Source organism: Amycolatopsis sp. NBC_01488 (genome assembly GCF_036227105.1).
Lineage (GTDB): Bacteria > Actinomycetota > Actinomycetes > Mycobacteriales > Pseudonocardiaceae > Amycolatopsis.
The window spans coordinates 8,315,808-8,333,375 of sequence record NZ_CP109434.1; the positions used below are offsets into that span (position 1 = coordinate 8,315,808).

The following is a 17,568-nucleotide window of genomic DNA, read 5'->3' on the forward strand; positions in this document are numbered from 1 at the left end:
TTGCGAACGGATAGGGGTTCGGTTATGACCGGCGAAGACAAGCTTCGCGACTACCTGAAGCGGGCGACGGTCGAGCTCGCGGGCGCGCGCAAGCGGCTCGCCGAGTACGAGGCCCGCGAGAGCGAGCCCATCGCCGTGATCGGCATGTCCTGCCGGTTCCCCGGCGCCCCGGACGTCGAATCGTATTGGAGGCTGCTCCGCGAGGGCCGTGCCGCCGAAATCGGCGACGTGCCAGCCGGCCGGTTCGACCCCGTGCCCGGCACCGGCCGTCGCGGTGCCTTCCTGTCCGAAGTGGACGGCTGGGACGCCGGGTTCTTCGGCTACGCCCCGCAGGAGGCGCTGCGGATGGACCCGCAGCAGCGGCTGCTGATGGAGCTGGCGTGGGAGGCGATGGACGACGCGGGCACCCCCGCGCCGCGGCTCAAGGGCAGCCGCACCGGCGTGCTCCTCGGGTTCTCCGACGCCTTCCAGTACGGCCAGGTGGAGGCGGAGCGCGAAGGCGCCGACGTGTACGCGGATCCGTACATGGGCCAGGGCAGCCTCGCCAGCGTCGTCGCCGGGCGGCTCGCGTACCACTTCGACCTGCACGGCCCGGCGTTCTCGCTGGACACCGCGTGCTCGTCGACGCTGGTCGCCGTGCACCTCGCGGCCCGCGCGCTGCGGACGGGTGAGTGCGACTACGCGCTCGCCGGCGGCGGATTCCTGACACTGCACCCGTTCCTGTACGTCTACAGCAGCCGCAACGCGCTGCTGTCGCCCACCGACCGCTGCCACACGTTCGACACGAGCGCCGACGGTTACATGATGGGCGAGGGCGGCGGGATGGTGGTGCTGGCGCGGCTGTCCGACGCCCTGCGCGACGGCCACCGGATCCGCGCGGTGATCCGCGGGTCGGCGGTGAACCAGGACGGCCGCAGCAACGGCCTGACCGCCCCCAACCGCGGTGCCCAGGTCGACGTGATCCGCCGGGCCCTTTTTGACGCCGGTGCTGCACCGGACGACGTCGACTTCCTGGAGGCGCACGGCTCGGGCACCCCGCTCGGGGACGAGATCGAACTGGGCGCGCTCGGCGACGTGTTCGGCGGGCGTCCCGCGGGCCGGCCGCTCACGGTCGGGGCGGTGAAGACCAACATCGGCCACACCCACACCGCGGCCGGCATCGCCGGGCTGATCAAGACGGTGCTGGTGCTGGAGAACGGCGAGGTGCCGCCGAACCTGCACATGAGCGATCCCGCCGAGCAGGTGCTGGCGAACTCGACGGTACGGCCCGCGACGGGGCTGGCTCCGCTGCCGGACCACGGCCGCCCGGCGGTGGCCGGGGTCAGCTCGTTCGGCTGGTCCGGGACCAACGCCCACCTGGTCCTGGAGGCCGCACCCCCGGCCGAGGCCCGGACGGTGGTTTCGCAGGAGACGGCCGAGTTGATCCCGGTCTCGGCTGCCTCGGAAGCCGCGCTGCGCGCACACCTCGCCCGGTTGGGGCAGGTCGCCAGTGATGCCTCTCCAGTCACGAGTGGTGCCCGGCTGATCACGAGTGATGCCCCTCCAGTCACGAGTGATGCCCCGCCAAGCACGAGTAGTGCCTCGGCCACGGGCCTGACCCTGGCCGACCTGGCACACACCCTGCGCGAAGGCCGCGCGCACCTGGACCACCGCCGGGCCGTGGTGGCCACCAGCGTCGAAGATGCCGCACGGCAGCTGGCTTCCGCCGCGCACGCCCCGGGCGTGCACCGCAAGCCCGGCGCGCCGAAGGTCGCCTTCCTGCTGCCCGGCGTCGGGGACCAGTACCGCGGCCTGGCCACTCAGCTCTACCGCGACGAGCCCGCCTTCGCGCGGGCCGTCGACGAATGCTGCACGATCGCCGCCGACCGCTGCGAAATAGACCTCAAGGGCGCCTTCTTCGCGGAGCCGATCGCCGCCGCCGCGCCGTCGTTCTTCGGGGCCGGGCCCGTCGACGAGCTGCTCGACCGAGCCGAGGTCGCGCACCCGCTCCTCTTCACCGTCGAGTACGCGCTGGCTCAACTGCTCGCGGACCGGGGCGTCAAGCCTGACCTGCTCGTCGGCTACAGCCTCGGCGAATACGTCGCCGCCTGCCTCGCGGGGGTCTTCACCCTCGCCGACGCCCTGCACGTGGTCACCGGCCGGGCGCGGCTGATCGGGCGGGCGCCGGCCGGGCGCATGCTCGCCGTCGCCGCCTCCGCAGACCAGGTCGCCGCCGCGCTCGGGGCGTCCAAAACAGACGTCGCCGCGCTCAACGGCCCGCAGATGACCGTCCTCAGTGGATCGCCCGAGGAGGTCGAAACCGCGGCCGCGCAGCTGAAAGCCGCCGGGCTCGCCGCGCGGGCGCTGCGCTCAGCGCACCCCTTCCACTCCACGCTGCTGGAACCCGCCCGCGCGGAGCTGGCCGCGCTGGTCGCCTCGGTGCCCAGGCAGACGCCGCGGATCCCGATCGTGTCGAACGCGACCGGCACCGTCCTCACCGACGCCGAAGCCGTCGACCCGGAGTACTGGGCCGGCCACCTGTGCCGCCCGGTGAGGTTCGCCGACGGCGTGCGGCACTGCGCCGGCGAAGACGTCGACGCCTACGTCGAACTCGGCCCGGGCCAGACGCTCGGCGGTCTCGTCCGCCAGAACCTCACCGGCGACCGGCGGCCCGCCGTGCTCGGCACCCTTCCCGCGCCCTGGCCCGCCGAGAACCGCCCGGCCGAAGGCACCGCACTGCTGGAGACCCTCGCCCGGCTGTGGGAACTCGGCGTGACCGTGCACTTCGAAGCACGGCCAAGTGGCGGCCGGACGGTGTCCCTGCCCGGCTACCCGTTCCAGCGCACCAAGTTCTGGCCCCAGGCAACGCGGAAAGCACCCGAACCGGTCGAAGAAGCAGGACGGCTCTACGTGCCGGTGTGGCGCCTCGACCCCACGCGCCCCACGACCACCCCGCACGGCTCGCTGATCACCACGAACGGCGAACTCGCCACGCTGGCCGCGAAAGCGGGCATGACCGTCGGCACCGACCCGGCGAAGCTGCCCCAGCCGGTGCACGTCGTCCACGACGGCGGGTTCGACGACCTCCTGCGGACCGTCCAGGCCCTGGAAGGCCACGACGTCCGCCTGCTCACCGTCACCACCGGCGCGGCCGAGATCACCGGCGGCGACCTGACCGACCCCGACGCCGCCGGGGTGCACGGCCTCGGCCGCGGCGTCCGTGCCGAGTACCCGGGCCTGCGGTGGCGGGGTGTCGACGTCGAACCCGGCACTCCGGCCACCCACCTGCTCGACGAACTCGCCCGGCCCTGGACCGACGACGCCGCACCAGAACCGGTGCTCGCAGGCTGGCGCGGCGGACGCCGACGCCTCCAGGAGTACACCGAGATCACCCTCGACGAGGTCACCCCGGACTGGGGCGGCACGCACGTGATCACCGGCGGCACCCGTGGCCTCGGCATGATCGTCGCGAAGCACCTCGTCCGCCACGGCGCCCGCAAGCTCGCCCTCATCAGCCGCACCGGCGAGGCCGACGAGAGCGACCTCGCGGACCTGAAGGCCGAGGTGCTGCTGCTGACCGCCGACGCGGGCGTCCCGGAGCAGCTGCGGGCGGCGCTGGCCGAGGCCAGAAGGCAGTTCGGCGACCTCGACTCGATCGTGCACGCCGCGGGGCTGCCCGGCGGCGGGCTCGCACAGCGCCGCACCGCCGAGGACATGCACCGCACGCTCGCCCCGAAGGTTCAAGCGGTCCGCCCGCTCCTGGAAGCGCGGCCCCGGCGCCTGGTCCTGTTCTCCTCGATCGTCACGGTCGTCGGCGGAATCGGCGAAGCCGACTACTGCGCGGCCAACAGCGTCCTCGACGCGCACGGCGCCGCATTGTCCACAGAGGACACTCAAGTGGTCACCGTCGCATGGGGACACTGGCAGCACGACGCCTGGGCCGACGCCGCCACCGGCGAAGCCCGCCTCGCCTACCGGCGCCGCTACGGCTTCACCGCCGAAGCCGGCTGTGCGCTGCTCGACCAGCTCGTCGGAAACGGCGTTCGCGGCACCGTCGTGGCCCTGCGCCAGGACCTGCCGACCGCCCGGCGCGAGCTGGCCGCGCTCAACGACCTCGGCGGGCTCCTCGAAGCGGCGCCGACGCCGAAGTCGCGGTACCCGCGGCCGCCGTTGCGCACCGAGTACGCCGCCCCGCGCGGCGAGCTGGAGACCGACATCGCCGGCGTCTGGGGCGAGTTCCTCGGCATCGACGCGGTGGGCGTGCACGACCCGTTCTTCGACCTCGGCGGCAATTCGCTGGTCGGCATGGCCATGGTGGCGGCGCTGGAGAAGCGCCTCGGCCGCCGGATCGCCCCCGCCGTCCTCTTCGGCCACCCCACCGTGGCCGCCTTCGCCGCCGCACTGACCGACACCGACTCCCCCGCCCCGCGGGCGGCCACCACCGGATCCGCGCGGGGCCAGCGCCGCCGCCTGGCCGGCACCCGGAAATGAGGACACCGTGACCGACACCAGCAGCGAGCTCTCCCCCACGGACATCGCCGTGGTCGGCATGGCCGGCCGCTTCCCGGGCGCCGACGACGTCGGCGCGCTCTGGGAGACCGTCCGCGCCGGCCGCTCCGGCATCACCCGCTTCACCGACGAGCAGCTGCTCGCCGCGGGCGTGCCCGCCGACCGGCTCGGCGACCCCGCCTACGTCAAGGCCGGCGCCGTCGTCACCGGCGTCGAGGAGTTCGACGCGGGCTTCTTCGGGATCAACCCGAAGGAGGCCCAGATCCTCGACCCGCAGCACCGGCTCTTCCTGGAGCACAGCCAGCACGCCCTGGAAGACGCGGCGTGCGATCCGGCCCGGTTCGACGGCGCGATCGGGGTGTTCGCGGGCTGCGCGTGGAGCACCTACCTGACCCACAACCTGACCCCGGCGAACGCGGCCCGGGACCTGGGCGAGATCGCCATCGCCCTCGGCAACGACAAGGACACCCTGGCCACCCGGGTCTCGCACACCCTCGGCCTGTCCGGCCCCGCGTTCAGCATCCAGAGCGCGTGCTCGACGTCGCTGGTCGCGGTGTGCGTCGCGGCGAGCAGCCTGGCGAACTTCGAATGCGACGTCGCGCTCGCGGGCGGGGTGTCGATCGGCGTGCCGCACCGCGTCGGCTACCTCTACCAGCAGGGCGGCATCGCGCCGCCGGACGGCGAGTGCCGCGCGTTCGACGCCGCGGGCCTGGGCGCGCCGCTTGGCGGCGGTGTCGGCGTGGTCGCACTGCGCCGGCTGGAAGACGCGCTCGCCGACGGCGACCGGGTGTACGCGGTCCTGCGTGGCTGGGCGGTCAACAACGACGCCGGCCGCAAGGTCGGCTTCACCGCGCCCGGCGTCGAGGGGCAGGCCACGGTGATCGACGAGGCGCTCGCCGCCGCCGGGCTGGAGCCGTCGGACATCGGGTACGTCGAGGCGCACGGCACCGGCACCGCGCTCGGCGACGCCGCCGAGATCGCCGCGCTGCAGCAGGTCTTCGCGGGCGAGTCGCTGCGGATCGGTTCGGTGAAGACCAACGTCGGGCACCTCGACCGCGCCGCCGGCGTGACGAACCTGATCAAGGCCGCGCTCGCGCTGCACCACGAGGAGATCCCGCCGACGCGCAACCTGGGCACGCCCAATCCGCAGCTCACCGCGGGCGGCGCCGAGCTGACCGTGGTCACCGAGCGCACGCCGTGGCCGCGCACGGACACCCCGCGCCGCGCCGGGGTCAGCGCGTTCGGCATCGGCGGCACGAACGCCCACGTCGTGCTGGAGGAGGCGCCGCTGCCCGTGCCGGCCACCGCGTCGGCCGGGCCGGAGCTGCTGGTGTGGTCGGCCCGTTCGGCCGCCGCCGCCGACGCGGCCACCGCGAACCTCGCCGCCCACCTGGAAACCTCCGGCGACGCGCTCGCCGACGTCGCCCACACGCTCCAAAGTGGACGGACGACGTTCGGGCACCGGCGGATGCTGGTCGCCGGTTCGGCTCCCGAGGCGGCGCATTCTCTGCGCGAGGGCACGGTGTCGGCGTCGAGCGACGCCGGCACCGGCCGCCGCGTCGGGTTCCTCATCGCGGGCACCGGCGAGCAGTACCCGGGGCTGGCCGCCGAGCTGTACGAGTCGTCGCCCGTGTTCCGGGCCGAGCTGGACCGCTGCCGAGCGCTGCTGGACACGTCCGTTCTGGACGAGATGCTCGGTTCGCGCGAGGGGTCGGGCGGGTTGGCCGCGCTGCTGGGCCGCGCCGGCGGCGGCGACCGCGCGGGCGACCGCACCGATGTGCTGCACCCGGCGTTGTTCGCCGTCGAGTACGCGCTGGCGCAGCTGGTGCGTTCGTGGGGTGTCGAGCCTTCGGTGCTGGTCGGCTACAGCCTCGGCGAGTACGTGGCCGCGTGCCTGGCCGGCGTGCTGTCGCTGGAGGACGCCTTGGCGCTGGTGGCGCACCGGGCGAAGCTGATCGCCGCGCTGCCTGGCGGAGCGATGGCGGCGGTACCGCTGCCCGAAGACGTCGTGCGTGCCCGGATCGCGGGCACCGACCTCGACATCGCGGCGCTGAACGGGCCGCAGCTGACCGTCGTGTCCGGCACTTTGGCGGCGATCGAGGCTCTGCGCGCGTCGCTGGGTGACGTGCCGTGCCGTCCGCTCGCGACCACACACGCCTTCCACTCCCGGCAGCTCGCCGGTCTGCGCGACGAGCTGACCGCGTGGGTCGCCGCGAACGTGACGCTTTCCGCGCCGGTGATCCCGTACGTCTCCAACGTGACCGGCGAGCTGGTCACCGACGCGCCCGACCCGGCGTACTGGGCCGAGCACCTGTGCGCCCCGGTCCGGTTCGACGACGCGCTGGCCACCGTGCTCGCCGACGAGGACACGGTGCTGCTGGAACTGGGCCCGGGCCGGTCGCTGGGCGCGATGGTGCGCGGGCACCGGGCGTGCGCGCCGAAGCGCTGGGCGTCGGTGATCCCGACGCTGCCCGGCGCCGACGACCCGGTTCCGGCGGCCACGGCGCTGGCCGAAGCGGCCGGACGGCTGTGGCTCGCCGGGGTGGACCTCGACTGGGCGGCAGTTCGCGGCGGCCGCGGCGCGCGGCGCGTGGGCCTGCCGGGCTACCCGTTCCAGCGTGAGCGGTACTGGATCGACGCGCCCGGGACCGCCGCCCCGGAGATCCCGCGGCTCACCGCGGAACCCGACGGGCACGTGCAGCTGCTGACGCCGTCGTGGCGGCCGGAACCGGTGCCCGCGGCCGGGACCGCCGGCCGGGTCGCGATCCTGCCGGACTCCGGTGGCGTCGCCGCGGCGTTGACCGCGCTGCTCGGTGGAGTGGTCCCTCTGGCTGAAGCGGACACGGTGGTCGACCTGTCGGTGCTGGACGTCGACGACGACGTGGCGGCGGTGCGCGCGGTGTCGCACACCCTCGCCGAGGCGGCCGGGGACGGGTCACGCGCGGTGCGGGTGCTGGTGGCCACCCGCGCGGGGCAGGCCGCCGGATCCGGCCCGGTGCGGCCGGCGCAGGCGGCGGTGGCCGTGCTGCCGGTCGTCGCCAACCAGGAGTACCTCAACCTCGACGCGGGCACCGTCGACCTCGACGCGGCGCACAGTCCCGCCGAAGCCGCGGCCGTGCTGGCCGCGGAACTGCGCTCGACCGGGGTGCCGCTGGTGGCCTACCGCGGCGACCGGCGGCTCGTCCCCGGCTACCGCCCCGCCGCACCCGCCCCAGCGCCGGTGATCCGCGAAGGCGGCAGCTACCTGATCACCGGCGGCCTCGGCGGCGTCGGGCTCACCGTGGCCGAACACCTCGTCACGCGCGGCGCGCGCCGGCTCGTCCTGGCGAGCCGCAGCGGGGGCACCGACGCCGCTGTGGCCCGGCTGCGCGCGCTGGGTGCCGACGTGCGCACCCCTCGCGTGGACGTCGGCGACCCGGCCGCCGTGCGGGCGCTGCTCGCCGAACACCGCTTCGACGGCATCGTCCACGCCGCCGCGGACTCCGACCCGGCCGGCTTCCGTCCACTGTCCGAAGTGGACGAAGCGGGGATCGCCCGGCACTTCGCGGCGAAGGTCGTCGGAGCCCGGGTACTGGCCGCGGCGCTCGACGAGCTACCCCCAGCCGACCGTCCCGAGTGGACACTGCTGTTCTCGTCCACTTCGGCGCTGCTCGGCGGGGTCACCTTCGGCAGCTACGCCGCCGCCAACGCCGCGCTGCTCGCCGAAGCCCACGGCCGTCCCGGCTGGGTCGCCGCCGCCTGGGACACCTGGCCCGGCACCTTGGAACGGCTCGACGGACGCCTCGGCGCCACCATGGCCCGGCACGCCATGACCCGCACGCAGGCCCTGACGGCGTTCGACCACCTCACCGCCCACGCCGGCCCCGCCGTGATCGTCGCCGCCGGCGGACTCGACGAGCGTCTTCCCGGCGCCGCAAGGCCCACGAACACGACGACCGCCGACCGGTTCCCGCGGCCCGACCTGCCCCAGCCGTACACGCCGCCGATGACGGCCACCGAACGCGGCCTCGCCGAGGTCTGGTCGTCCGTGCTGGGCGTCGAGCCGGTCGGCACGCGGGACAACTTCTTCGACCTCAACGGCAACTCGCTGCTCGCCCTGCAGATGCTTGCGCTGGTCAAGGAGCGCTTCGGCGTCGCCATCCCGACCGTCACGCTGTTCGAGCTGCCGACCGTGCAGGCGCTCGCCGCCACCCTCGACGAACAAGCACCGGTCGTGGCGCCGGCGGCACCGGTCGTCGTGGCCGATCCGGACGACGACGAGCTGGACCGGCACATCGCCATCGTCGGCATGGCCGGCCGGTTCCCCGGCGCGGGCACGGTGGACGAGTTCTGGCGCAACCTGTGCGACGGCGTCGAGTCGATCACCTTCTTCAGCCCCGACGAGCTGATCGCCGCGGGTGTCGACCCAGCGCAGGTCCGCGACCCGGCCTACGTGCCGGCGCGGCCGGTGCTCGACGACGTCACCGGCTTCGACGCCGCGTTCTTCGGCCTCAGCCCGCGCATGGCCGCACTGACCGACCCGCAGCAGCGGCTCTTCCTGGAGGTCTGCTGGGAGGCACTGGAGCAGTCCGGCTACGCGCGGCCCGGCGAACGCGGCCGGGTCGGCGTCTTCGGCGGCTGCAACCTTTCGACGTACCTGCTCGGCATCGCCGGTCAGTTCACCTCCGACGCCGACGCCAGCATCTACGAGCTGGTGATGGGCAACGACAAGGACGCGCTCACGACCACCGTGTCGTACCTGTTCGACCTGCGCGGCCCGAGCATGGCGGTGCAGACGTTCTGCTCGACGTCGCTGGTTGCGGTGCACACCGCGATGCGCAGCATCCGGGCCGGTGACTGCGAAATGGCGCTCGCCGGCGGTGTCTCGGTCCGCGTGCCCGACCGGATCGGGCACCTGCACTCCCCCGGCGGCCAGGAGTCGCCGGACGGGCACGTCCGCACCTTCGACGCCCAGGCCCACGGCAGCATGTTCGGCGACGGCGCCACCGTCGTCGTGCTCAAGAAGCTCGGCGCGGCCCTGCGCGACGGCGACCACATCTGGTCGGTGATCCGCGGGTCGGCGATGAACAACGACGGCGCTCTCAAGGTCGGCTACACCGCGCCGAGCGTGGGCGGGCAGTCGCGGGTGATCGCCGACGCGATGGCCGACGCACGTGTCGCGGCCGAGGACGTCGGTTACGTCGAGGCCCACGGCACCGCGACCGAGCTGGGCGACCCGATCGAGGTCGCCGCGCTGACCCGCGCGTTCGGGGACACGGCCGAAAAGCAGTACTGTGCCCTGGGTTCGGTGAAGCCGAACGTCGGGCACCTCGACCGCGCCGCGGGCACGGCCGGGCTGATCAAGGCGTCGCTGGTCGTCCGCGAGGGCCTGATCCCGCCGACGCTGCACTACACGGCGCCGAACCCGGAGATCGACTTCGCGCACAGCCCGTTCCGGGTGGCCGCCGAGCTCGCGCCGTGGAACACCGACGGCGGCCGGCCGCGGATCGCCGGGCTCAACTCGCTGGGCATGGGAGGCACCAACGTGCACGTCGTCGTCGAACAGCCACCCGACCGACCCGCGCCGCCGCCGGGTGACCCGGACACCGAACGCCGCTATCAGGTGCTGCCGGTGTCGGCCCGCACCGCGGACGCGGCCGACGCGGCCGCCCGGCGCCTGGGCGAGCACCTCGCCGCGACGCCGGACGCGCGCCTCGCCGACGTCGCGTTCACGCTCCAGGAGGGCCGCAAGACGTTCGAACACCGGCGCACCGTCGTCGCGTCCGATGTGGACAGTGCGGCCACGGCCCTGGCCGATGCCCCGGCGGCCCGCGTCGAGCCGGTGCAGGACCGGCCCGTGGCGTTCCTCTTCGCCGGTGTCGGCGAGCAGTACCCCGGCCTGGTCGGCGAGCTGTACCGGCGCGAGCCGGTGTTCCGCGCCCACCTCGACGAGTGCCTGGCCCACCTCGACGCCGACGGCGACCTCGTCACCGGCGCCCGCGGCGGCGGGCCGAGCCTGGCGGCGCTGCTGGGCCGTAGCGGCGACGAGGACCCGCGCGCCGACCGGCTGCAGCGGACCGAACTCGCGCAGCCACTGATGTTCGCCGTCGACTACGCTCTCGCCCGGACGCTCATGGCCTGGGGGCTGCGACCTGCCGCGATGCTCGGCTACAGCCTCGGCGAGTACGTCGCCGCCTGCCTGGCCGGGGTGCTCTCGCTCGAGGACGCCCTGGCGCTGGTCGCCAAGCGGGCGGAGCTGATCGCCGCGCTGCCGGGCGGGTCGATGGCCGCGGTGCCCCTGTCCGCCACCGACCTGGAGGCGCGGTTCGGGCTCGCCGCCCGCGGCCTCGACGTCGCCGCCGTGAACGGTCCGGACCTCGTCGTGGTGGCCGGGGAGAGCGAGGCGGTCGAGCAACTCGCGCAGGATCTGCGGGCCGCCGACGTCCCGTGCCGGCCGCTGCGCACGAGCCACGCCTTCCACTCGCGGATGCTGGCGCCCGCCGCGGCCGAGCTGACGGCGTGGATCGCCGCGAACGTCACGTTGAACACGCCGCAGCTGCCCTATCTGTCCAATGTGACCGGAGAGCACGCGACCGCGGAACTGGTCACCGAGCCCGGCTACTGGGCGCGGCACATGTGCGAGACCGTCCGGTTCGCCGACGCGGCCGCCGAGTTGCTCGCCGACGAGCACCTGGCCGTGGTCGAGATCGGCCCCGGCCCGTCGCTCGGCGCGCTGCTGCGCGGGCTGAGTCCGGCGAGCCGCTGGCCGATGATCACCGCCACGCTGCCCGCCGCCGACGACCGGCGGCCCGCCGACGAGGTCCTCACCGACTGCCTGGCCCGCCTCTGGCTGCTCGGCGCGAACCTCGACTGGTCGGCCTACCACGGCCGCGGCACCGCGACGCCCGTCTACCGCGGGTCCGCCCCGGGCCGCGTGCCGCTACCGACCTATCCCTTCCAACGCCAGCACTACTGGATCGAGGCGGCTCCCGTCTCGGGTGCCACCCGGGTCGAAACGCCCGCGGAGGGTCCCCTGGAGGAGTTCGACCGGATCCCGCTGCTCCCGGAGGAGCAGTGGATCAACCTGCCCGTGTGGCGCCAGACCTCGGCCGCGCCCGCCGCGCCGCAGGCCGCGTCCTGGCTGGTGTTCGCCCGTCCCGGCCGCGCCGAGGACGTCCTCGACGGGATCCGCCGCACCGGCGACCCGGTGACCGTGGTCCGGCCGGGCGCGGGGTACCGGCCGGGCCCGGACGCCACCGTCCGCCCCGGCGACGTCGGCGATCTGCTGAAACTGCTGCGCGACCTCAAGCGCGGCGGCACCCGGCTCGACCGCGTCGTCCACCTGTGGAACCTCGACGACGACTCCCTGTCCCTCGGCCTGCACACGCTCGTCGCGCTGGCCCGGGCCGCCGGTGAGCTGGGCCTCGGCGGCTGGACGCTCGACCTCGCCGCCACCGGCACCCAGCGCGTCCTGCACGACGGGGAGCTGCGGCCCGACGCGGCCACGCTCACCGGCCCCAACCTGGTCATCCCGATGGAGTACCCGGCTGTCCAAACGCGACTGATCGACGTCGACGCGGCCGCCGGCGCCGCCGCGGTGGTTGCCGAACTCCACCGCCCCGCCCCCGGCCGCACGGTCGCCCTGCGCGGGTCGCGGCGCTGGCTGCCCGGCTACGAAGTCCTGGCGCCGCAACCGATCGAACAGGCTCAGTCGGTACTCCGCGACCAGGGCACGTACTTGATCACCGGCGGGCTCGGCGGCATCGGCCTGGCGATGGCCGAGCGGCTGGCCCGCGACAGCCACGCGAAAATGGTGCTGTTCGGCCGCCGCGGCCTGCCTCCGCGCGACCGCTGGGCCGGGATCGCCGACGGCACCGACGAGGTGCCCGGCACGATCCGCGACCGCGTCGCCCGCGTGCTGGCGGTCGAGGCGCTCGGCGGGCAGGTGGTCGTCGTCGAAGGTGACGTCGCCGAGGAGACCGACGTGCGGCGCGCGGTCAGCGTGGCCCTCGAGGAGTTCGGGGCGCTGCACGGCATCCTGCACACCGCGGGCGTGCCGGGCACCGGGCTGATGCAGTTCAAGGAGCCCGGCGACGCCGACCAGGTGCTCGCGCCCAAGCTGCCCGGTTCCCGGGCGCTCAGCGCGGCCACCGCCGGGCTGGACCTGGACTTCGTGGCGCTGTTCTCCTCGATCACGTCGGTCACCGGCGGCGGTCCCGGCCAGGTCGACTACTGCGCCGGCAACGCGTGGCTCGACGCCTACGCCGCCCACCACGGCGGCCGCACGGTGTCGATCTCGTGGGGCGAGTGGACCTGGAACGCCTGGGACGACGGGCTTTCCGGCTACGAGGAGGACATCCAGACCTACTTCCGCGAGCACCGCGCCAAGTTCGGCATCGACTTCGACCAGGGCTGGCGCACCCTGTTGCGTGCGCTGGCCTCGGGCGAACCGCACGTCGTCGTGTCCACTCAGGACCTGCCCGCGGTGACCGCCGTGGCGGCCCGCTTCAGCGTCGACGCGGTCACCTCGGCCGCGCACGGCGGCTCGACGGCGGACCGGCACCCGCGGCCCGAGCTGGTCACGCCGTTCCAGGAGCCCGAGGGCGACGCCGAACGCACGGTGGCGGAGGCGTGGTGCGAAGCGCTGCGCCTGGACCGGGTCGGGGCGTCCGACAACTTCTTCGAACTCGGCGGCACGTCGTTGCTCGGCATCTCGCTGCTGGCGACGCTGCGCACGGCGTTCCCCGACGCGGAGCTGCCGCCGCACATCATCCACGAGGCCCCGACCGTCGGCGCGCTCGCGAAGATCGCCGCCGGCGACGCCGGAACCACCGAACCCGCACCCGACACCCAGGCGCAGGGACAGCTGCGCCGCTCCGGCATCAAGGCCGCGGCCGCCCGACGGCGCCGGGCCTGAACCAGAAGTCAGTCCACAGAAAGGGAACAGTCATGGCAGTCACGGGAGTGGTGGGCGCCGGCGTCATGGGCATCGGCGTCGCCCAGGACTTCGCGGCCGCCGGCCACGAGGTCGTGCTGGTCGACACCGACGAGCGCATCCTCGACGAGGCTCGGGCCGCGATCACGCGCAACTGCCGGCTCAGCCGGCTCATGGGCGGCCCCGCGCTCGACGCGGACGAGATCCTCGCCCGGATCACCACCGCGGTCGGCCTGGCCGCGCTGGACAAGACCGAGATCCTCGTCGAGAACGTGACCGAGGACTGGGACATCAAGGCCGCGGTGCATGCCGAGCTCGACGAGGTGTGCGGGCCGGACACGGTGATCATCGCCAACACCTCGGCCGTCCCGATCACCCGGATCGCGTCGGTCGGGAAGAACCCGGGCCGCGTCATCGGCGTGCACTTCATGAACCCGGTGCCGCAGAAGCCCGTCGTGGAGCTGATCCCCGGCTTCCACACCACGCCGGAGACGACCCTGCGCACCCGCGAGCTGCTGACCAGCATCGGCAAGCGCTGGGTCGACGTGAAGGACGCGTCGGGCTTCGTGTCCAACCGCGTGCTCATGCTGACCGTCAACGAGGCCGCCTACCTGGTCCACGAGGGTGTCGCCACGGCCGAGTCGGTCGACGAGGTGTTCCGCGGCTGCTTCGGCCACCCGATGGGCCCGCTGGAGACGGCCGACCTGATCGGCGTCGACACGATCCTCTACAGCGTCGAGGTGCTGTACGAGCACTACGCCGACTCCAAGTACCGCCCGTGCCCGCTGCTCAAGCAGATGACCGACGCCGGCCTGCACGGCCGCAAGAGCGGCCGCGGCTTCTACACCTACAGCTGACCACTTCCCCGGAAACCGAAGGAGAACCTGCCATGTCCGAGACCACCGGCGACATCCTCGCCTTCATCACCGGCCGCTTCCCGCAGGCCGCGATCACCGAGACCGAGGACATCTTCTCGCTCGGCTACATCAACTCCCTGTTCGCCATGGAGCTGGTGATGCACCTGGAGAAGACCTTCGGCGTCACCATCCCCAACGACGAGCTGCGGATCGACAACTTCCGCACCGCGGCGGCGATGACCGACCTGGTCGGCCGCCTGCGCCCGGCCGCGACGGTGGGCTGAGCCGTGCCGGAGGTACTCACCGCGGTCCGCGCGCCCGGCCGCGGGGCCGCGCGGGCCTTCGTGGACGAGCACGTCGTGCCCTTCGCCGACGCGTGGGACAAGGCCGGGCGGATCCCCGAGGACCTGCTGGACAAGATCGCCGAAGCGGGGCTGTGGGCACCGTTCCTGCCGCCCGCGCTCGGCGGCGCCGGCACGGACATGGTCACCCTCGGCGAAATCCACGAGGAGGTCGGCCGCGGGTGCTCGTCGGTCCGCAGCCTGCTGACCGTGCACACCATGCTCTCCTGGGCGTTGCTGCGCTTCGGCACCGAGGCGCAGCAACACCGGTGGGGGCCGGAGCTGGCGAGCGGGCGTGTCCTGGGCGCGTTCTGCCTGTCGGAGCCCGGCGCTGGCAGCGACACGGCCGCGATCACCACCACCGCCACCCCCGACGGCGGCGGCTGGCGGCTCGACGGCCTCAAGAAGTGGACCACCAACGGGCAGCGTGCGGACCTGTTCCTCGTCTTCGCGAAGGGGCCGGCCAGCACGGTCGCGCTGCTCGTGCCGCGCGACGCGCCGGGTGTCACGGTCACCCCGATCGACGACATCCTCGGCACCCGGTCGTCGATGCTGGCGTCCATCGCCTTCGACGGCGTCCGGCTGGGGGCCGACGCGCTGCTCGGGCCGAGCGGCTTCGCGTCCGGCATGGTCCTCACCGGCACGCTCGACCTCGGCCGCTACAGCGTGGCGGCCGGGTCCGTGGGCATCATCCAGGCCTGCGCGGACGCGTGCGCGGACTACACGACCCAGCGGACCGTCGGCGGACGGCCGCTCAAGGACCTGCCGCTGATCCAGGCGAAGCTGTCGGACATGGTCACCGACGTCCGTGCGGCCCGGCTGCTGCTGGCCGAGGCCGGCCGGCTCAAGGACCGGGGCGACGCGGCCACGATCATGGCCACTTGGGTGGCGAAGTACTTCGCCTCCACGGCGGCCGCGAAGCACGCGTCGGAGGCCGTGCAGGTGCACGGCGCCAACGGCTGCAGCGGGGACTACCCCGTCGCCCGGTTCTACCGGGACTCGAAGGTCATGGAGATCATCGAGGGCAGCACCGAGATCCAGCGGATGACCATCGCCGCCGAGGCCTACCGGAAGCAGGTACCGTGACTATTCTCATCGAACCGGCGCCCGCCAAGCCGGTCCAGGGCAAGATCAAGTGCGTGGTGTGGGACCTCGACAACACCGTCTGGGACGGGGTCCTCCTGGAAGACGGCGACGTCCGGCTGCGGCCGTGGGTGGTCGAGCACGTCAAGCGCCTCGACGCGATGGGCGTGCTGCACTCGGTCGCCAGCAAGAACGACCACGAAGCCGCGATGGCGAAGCTGCGTGAGTTCGGCCTCGACGAGTACTTCCTGTTCCCGCGCATCTCGTGGAACGCGAAGTCGGTGTCGATCGGCCAGATCGCGAAGAAGCTCAACCTCGGGCTCGACGCGTTCGCGTTCGTCGACGACCAGGAGTTCGAGCGCGCCGAGGTGGCGTTCGCGCTGCCGCAGGTGACCACTGTGGACATTCTGGAGGCCGACGAAGTGTTGCGGCGTCCGGAATTCGCGCCGCGCTTCGTCACCGACGAGTCGGCGCAGCGACGCGGGATGTACTTCAGCCAGCTCGCGCGCGACGACGTCGAGGCGGACTTCGCCGGCACCGGCGAGGACTTCCTCGCCAGCCTGGACCTGCGCTTCACCATCGCGCCGGCCCGGCAGGAGGACCTGCAGCGGGCGGAGGAGCTGACCGTCCGCACCAACCAGCTCAACTCGACCGGGCGGACGTACTCCTACGACGAGCTGGACGCGCTGCGTTCCTCGGACGACCACGTGCTGCTCGTCGCGTCGCTGACCGACAAGTTCGGCTCCTACGGCAAGATCGGCTTGGCGCTGCTGGAGAAGGGTTCGCCGGACTGGCGGCTCAACATGATGCTGATGTCGTGCCGAGTGATGTCGCGCGGCGTCGGCACGGTGCTGCTGGGCCACGTGATGGGCCTGGCGCGGGCCGCGGGCGCGGGGCTGCGCGCGGACTTCGTCGAGACCGGCCGCAACCGGATGATGCAGATCACGTACGCGTTCAGCGGGTTCCGCGAGGTTTCGCGGGACGGCGCTCAGGTGGTGCTCGCCGCGGATCTGGACGCGATCCAGGAGCCGCCGGCGTACGTGACGCTCGAGGTGGAGTCGTGACGACCGCCGTCGCGAGCCGCTGGCTGCCGTTCCCCGTGACCGCGGGGAACGTGCGGCTGTACTGCCTGCCGCACGCGGGCGGCTCGGCGTCGGCGTTCCGCTCGTGGATCGGCCGGCTGCCCGGGGTGACGGTGTGCCCGGTCCAGCCGCCCGGCCGCGAGACGCGGCAGCGGGACACCCCGCACACGGCCATGCCTGCGCTCGTCGCCGACCTGGCGGACTTCGTGCTCTCGGCCGGCGATTCGCCTTACGCGGTGTACGGGCACAGTCTCGGCGCCCTCGTGGGCTTCGAGCTGGTGCGGGAGATCGCCCGCCGCGGTGCTTCCCTGCCGGTGCAGCTGGTGGTATCGGGCTGCCCGGCGCCGCAGTGGCTGACCCCGGACGACCCGATCGTCACGGGGATGAGCGACGCGGAGATCGTGGCGCTGCTGCGCACCCTCGGCGGAACGCCGGAGGTGTTCCTGAACGACCCCCGCGTCCTGCGGCTCATCCTGCCGCCGATCCGCGCGGACCTGACGGTGAAGAACACGTACGCGTACACGTCCGGGCCGCCCTTGGAGCTTCCGGTGACGGCCCTGGCGAGCACCGCCGACGTCCGCGCGAGCGTGGAGTCGGTGCTGGCGTGGCGTGAGCAGACGGTCCGGCCGTTCCGCGGACACGTCCTGGACGGCGGCCACTTCGCGGTGCTGGAGCAGGAAGACGTGACCCTCGCCCACCTGGCCGCAGCCCTGCGCCCCTGGTCCTGACCGGGACGGGCAGCACGCGTGATCGGAGGGGCATCAAGCGTGTCTGGAGAGGCATCTCGTGTGATGGGAGGGGCA

General features: G+C 73.5%; 7 protein-coding genes. All 7 read left to right on the forward strand.

Annotated features, from left to right (window positions below):
• Positions 1-24 precede the first annotated feature (24 nt).
• From OG738_RS39040 to OG738_RS39070, 7 genes are read left to right on the forward strand one after another with little or no spacing between them, the layout of a single operon-like run.
• Positions 25-4,470: a type I polyketide synthase gene (locus OG738_RS39040; protein WP_329048612.1), complete on the forward strand. Its 4,446-nt coding sequence runs from the start codon at positions 25-27 to the stop codon at positions 4,468-4,470.
• Positions 4,471-4,477: 7 nt separating this feature from the next.
• A complete protein-coding gene (locus OG738_RS39045; protein WP_329048614.1) occupies positions 4,478-13,384 on the forward strand; it encodes a type I polyketide synthase in 8,907 nt (2,968 codons plus the stop codon).
• A gap of 32 nt (positions 13,385-13,416) precedes the next feature.
• The gene (locus OG738_RS39050) at positions 13,417-14,259 is read left to right on the forward strand and encodes a 3-hydroxyacyl-CoA dehydrogenase family protein (RefSeq protein ID WP_329048616.1); all 843 of its coding nucleotides are present in this window, start codon (positions 13,417-13,419) and stop codon (positions 14,257-14,259) included.
• A 32-nt stretch (positions 14,260-14,291) separates the two neighbouring features.
• Entirely contained in the window at positions 14,292-14,543 is a 252-nt protein-coding gene (locus tag OG738_RS39055) for an acyl carrier protein (protein ID WP_329048618.1), read from the forward strand.
• Positions 14,544-14,546: 3 nt separating this feature from the next.
• Positions 14,547-15,686: an acyl-CoA dehydrogenase family protein gene (locus OG738_RS39060; protein WP_329048619.1), complete on the forward strand. Its 1,140-nt coding sequence runs from the start codon at positions 14,547-14,549 to the stop codon at positions 15,684-15,686.
• On the forward strand, positions 15,683-16,747 hold the full coding sequence (locus OG738_RS39065) for an HAD-IIIC family phosphatase (RefSeq protein ID WP_329048621.1): 1,065 nt from the start codon (positions 15,683-15,685) through the stop codon (positions 16,745-16,747). The genes OG738_RS39060 and OG738_RS39065 overlap by 4 nt, the downstream gene beginning before the upstream one ends.
• Entirely contained in the window at positions 16,744-17,493 is a 750-nt protein-coding gene (locus OG738_RS39070) for a thioesterase II family protein (RefSeq protein ID WP_329048623.1), read from the forward strand. The genes OG738_RS39065 and OG738_RS39070 overlap by 4 nt, the downstream gene beginning before the upstream one ends.
• The last annotated feature ends 75 nt before the right edge of the window (positions 17,494-17,568 follow it).

Bases quoted from the DNA above. Each gene is read 5' to 3' on its own strand.
- OG738_RS39040 (WP_329048612.1), top strand. From the start codon at position 25: ATGACCGGCGAAGACAAGCTTCGCGACTACCTGAAGCGGGCGACGGTC.
- OG738_RS39055 (WP_329048618.1), top strand. From the start codon at position 14,292: ATGTCCGAGACCACCGGCGACATCCTCGCCTTCATCACCGGCCGCTTC.
- OG738_RS39050 (WP_329048616.1), top strand. From the start codon at position 13,417: ATGGCAGTCACGGGAGTGGTGGGCGCCGGCGTCATGGGCATCGGCGTC.